The sequence below is a fragment of the Clostridiaceae bacterium genome, from assembly GCA_012840395.1.
GTDB lineage: Bacteria > Bacillota > Clostridia > Acetivibrionales > DULL01 > DULL01.
Map to the genome: position 1 here is coordinate 1 of DULL01000038.1, position 3,388 is coordinate 3,388.

General features: G+C 36.3%; 3 protein-coding genes and 1 riboswitch. Of the genes, 2 read left to right on the forward strand and 1 reads right to left on the reverse strand.

The window, feature by feature from the left end:
• Window positions 1-199: 199 nt before the first annotated feature.
• Window positions 200-331: riboswitch (FMN riboswitch) on the forward strand.
• Between the two features lie 61 nt (window positions 332-392).
• A complete protein-coding gene (locus GXX20_05055) occupies window positions 393-950 on the forward strand; it encodes an ECF transporter S component (protein ID HHW31032.1) in 558 nt (185 codons plus the stop codon).
• Window positions 951-1,041: 91 nt separating this feature from the next.
• Entirely contained in the window at window positions 1,042-2,229 is a 1,188-nt protein-coding gene (locus GXX20_05060) for an anaerobic nitric oxide reductase flavorubredoxin (GenBank protein HHW31033.1), read from the forward strand.
• Between the two features lie 69 nt (window positions 2,230-2,298).
• Here GXX20_05060 and GXX20_05065 read toward each other — a convergent pair whose 3' ends face one another.
• Window positions 2,299-3,072, reverse strand: coding sequence for a type II toxin-antitoxin system Phd/YefM family antitoxin (locus GXX20_05065; GenBank protein ID HHW31034.1), 774 nt, complete (start codon window positions 3,070-3,072; stop codon window positions 2,299-2,301).
• Window positions 3,073-3,388 lie beyond the last annotated feature (316 nt).

Sequence of the window (3,388 nt, forward strand, 5' to 3'; positions counted from 1 at the left end):
GCCGCCCTGGCTGACAAACCCATATGGGAGATGCTTGTTGTCAAGGGCGTGACCGGGAATGGTTGCACTAACTTAAATATCAGGGTGTTATCTATACTTCTTTTCCCTACAGTAAATTAACGCTATCTTGCTTATAAGGACGTATTGACTGATTGTGAGAGGTATGCTAAAATTAATCTGATTATAAATTTAATATGGAAATAATCTTCAGGGCAGGGTGCAATTCCCGACCGGCGGTAATGTGGTTTGACCATTAGCCCGCGAGCCAGTTTTTGGCAGACTTGGTTAGATTCCAAGGCCGACAGTATAGTCTGGATGGGAGAAGATGATGTTTTATAAGGTGTTTATATCCCTGGGATTATTTCCAGGGATTTTAATTTTGGGGGGATATTATGAATAATAGGAAAACAAATATTGTTGTATTGGTTGGAGTGCTTTCAGCACTGGCTTTTGTATTGTACTTTCTAGAGTTCCCTTTGGCGTTTCTTTTTCCGGCTTTTTTAAAAATTGATTTCAGCGATGTGCCTGCAATACTTGGAGGCATTGCTGCAGGTCCTTTGGTAGGTACTGCCATTGAATTAATTAAAAACATACTCCATTTTTTGCTGATAAGTAAGGAACCCATGGCTTCAGGAGAAATTGCAAATTTCTTTGCCGGAACAAGCTTTCTTATTCCGGTTGCTATTATGATTAGATCCAGGGAGAAATTTTCCAAATGGCCCTATTTTATATTGCCGTATGTTGTGGCTACTTTAATAAGTACAACCATAATCAATATAATTAATTATTTTGTTACATTACCACTATACGGGTTGGAAAGTGAAGCAAGACTGCCTATGATAATAAGTTCTCTGATTCCGTTTAATATTTTAAAAGGTATACTTGTTTCAGCGGTAACAATACTATTATATAGCAAACTTAAAGGTTTTATAAGTAAATACGTCAGATAGCGAGATTTATCCTGCCCTCCATTGACAAACTTCTGTCATAAATATACAATTTATCTAAAATAATAGATTTTTATGGAAAGGAAATAGAACAATGGCATTTGCTATAAATGACAGAGTTACCTGGGTGGGTAAAATAGACTGGGAGCTCAGAAGATTCCATGGAGATGAATACTCTACATTCAGAGGATCTTCCTATAACTCCTATCTTATCAGGGATGAAAAAACAGTTCTTATTGATACTGTTTGGAAACCCCATGCAAAAGAGTTTGTGGAAAATCTGAAAAAGGAAATAGACTTAGATAAAATAGATTACATTATTGCAAATCATGGAGAGATTGACCATAGTGGTGCGCTGCCTGAGCTTATGAGGGAAATACCGGATACCCCTATTTATTGCACAAAAAATGCAATAACATCCATAAAAGGCCATTATCATGAAGACTGGAATTTTGTGCCTGTTAAGACCGGAGACACCTTGGATATAGGAAAAAATAAGCTTATTTTTATAGAAGCAAGGATGCTCCATTGGCCAGATTCCATGATGACCTACATGACCGGCGACAATATTTTGTTCAGTAACGATGCATTCGGGCAGCACTATTCTTCAGCATTGATGTATAATGACCTGGTGGACACTGCGGAACTATATCAGGAAGCGCTTAAGTATTATGCAAATATTCTTACACCATTTAGTACATTGGTTATCAGAAAAATTGAAGAGATTTTAGCGCTTAATTTTCCTGTAGACATGATTTGTCCAAGCCATGGGATAATCTGGAGAGACAATCCTTTGCAGATTGTGGAAAAATATAAGGAATGGGCCGGAAACTACTCGGAAAATCAGATAAGCATAGTATATGACACCATGTGGGAAGGAACTTCAAGGATGGCCTATGCCATTGCTGAAGGGATTAAAGAAGTAAATCCCGGGTTAAATATTAAATTATTTAACTCTTCTAAGACAGATAAGAATGTAATAATTACCGAGGTTTTTAAATCAAAGGCATTACTGTTAGGCTCATCAACAGTAAATAAAGGAATACTGTCTTCAGTTGCAGCGGTACTTGAGATGATAACAGGCTGCGGTTTTAAAGGAAAGAAAGCTGCTGCCTTTGGATGTTACGGCTGGAGTGGAGAGTCAGTTGGGATAATAGAAGCAGGGCTTAAGAAAGCCGGATTTGAAATTATCTGCGGCGGAATAAAAGCATTATGGAATCCGGACGAGGAAGCTCTTGAGAATTGCAGGAATATGGGAAGAGAGATTGGAAAGAAAATATAACGATTGAATTTATCTATACTAAGAGATAGCAAGAGTACTCCTATTCTCAGCATGATGGGAGTATTCTTGCTATTTATTTGTAAAAATATGAAACAGTTCAGAAACATCCAGTGCCAAGCCGTCAAATATAAATGATTGCGCAGCTTCTTCTTTTTTAAAAAACTTATATCTTTCAATTTCATAGTTTGCAAATGTATAAATAACAATATGTTCCTGTATTGGGTCAATAATCCAGTATTCTTTTACACCAGACAACATATAAGTATTTAGCTTTTCAACCATATCCTTACTTCGTGTGCTATCTGATAGTATTTCAACAACCAGGGTTGGAGTTCCCATATACTTGCACTTTTCATTAACATTACCATCCACATCACAGGCTACAATCAAATCAGGCTGCATAACATCAGGTTCTTCAATATCTTTTTTTCTAAAATGCACATCAAAGGGTGCAAAAAACACTTCATATTTTTTATCCTTAAAATACTCATTAAGTGCAAGGTATAGCCATCCTAACATCCTCTGATGTCCAATATTCGGAGAAGATAATAGATATATTTCTCCATTAATAAATTCCATTCTGAGATCGCTCTTTTCATAAATTTCCATGAATTCCTCATAAGAGACCTTTTTACCGCCATACTGGCAGTCCAGTGCTCTTTCTCTCAATAGAAAATATTGCTCCATATCTGTTACATAAGGAGTAAGCTTGCAGATTTTCTTACCATTCTTCGTAACAACGACTTCATTTTGTTGTTCAACGAAATCCAGATACTTTCCCAGGTTTTGTTTAAGCTCAGTTGCTGTTATTACAACATTTTCCTTATAATTAACAGGTTTCATTCAACCACCCCAAAAGCATTATATCATATCGTACATATTATTGGTAATAATATGTACAAATAATGCGATAATTTTGTGTGTTTTTGGTACAATGAAAACCGAGCGTTCCGGAACTTAAAAAACCCCGCATAAAATGGAAAAACTCCATTGCGAGCACCCCTGAAAAATAATACCCTTTTAGGTGTCGAATCTATTTAGCCCCCTAGAACCTTTGGAGAAAATGCACGAATATGTTAGTATTGAAGTAGGGGGTAATGAGAGTGACAAAAAATCAGTACAGTGATGAATTTAAAGAACAAATTATAAAAGAATGTCA

What these genes read in the sequence shown, in the direction of transcription:
- GXX20_05055 (HHW31032.1), top strand. Translation starts at nt 393, where the DNA reads ATGAATAATAGGAAAACAAATATTGTTGTATTGGTTGGAGTGCTTTCA.
- GXX20_05065 (HHW31034.1), bottom strand. Translation starts at nt 3,072, where the DNA reads ATGAAACCTGTTAATTATAAGGAAAATGTTGTAATAACAGCAACTGAG.
- GXX20_05060 (HHW31033.1), top strand. Translation starts at nt 1,042, where the DNA reads ATGGCATTTGCTATAAATGACAGAGTTACCTGGGTGGGTAAAATAGAC.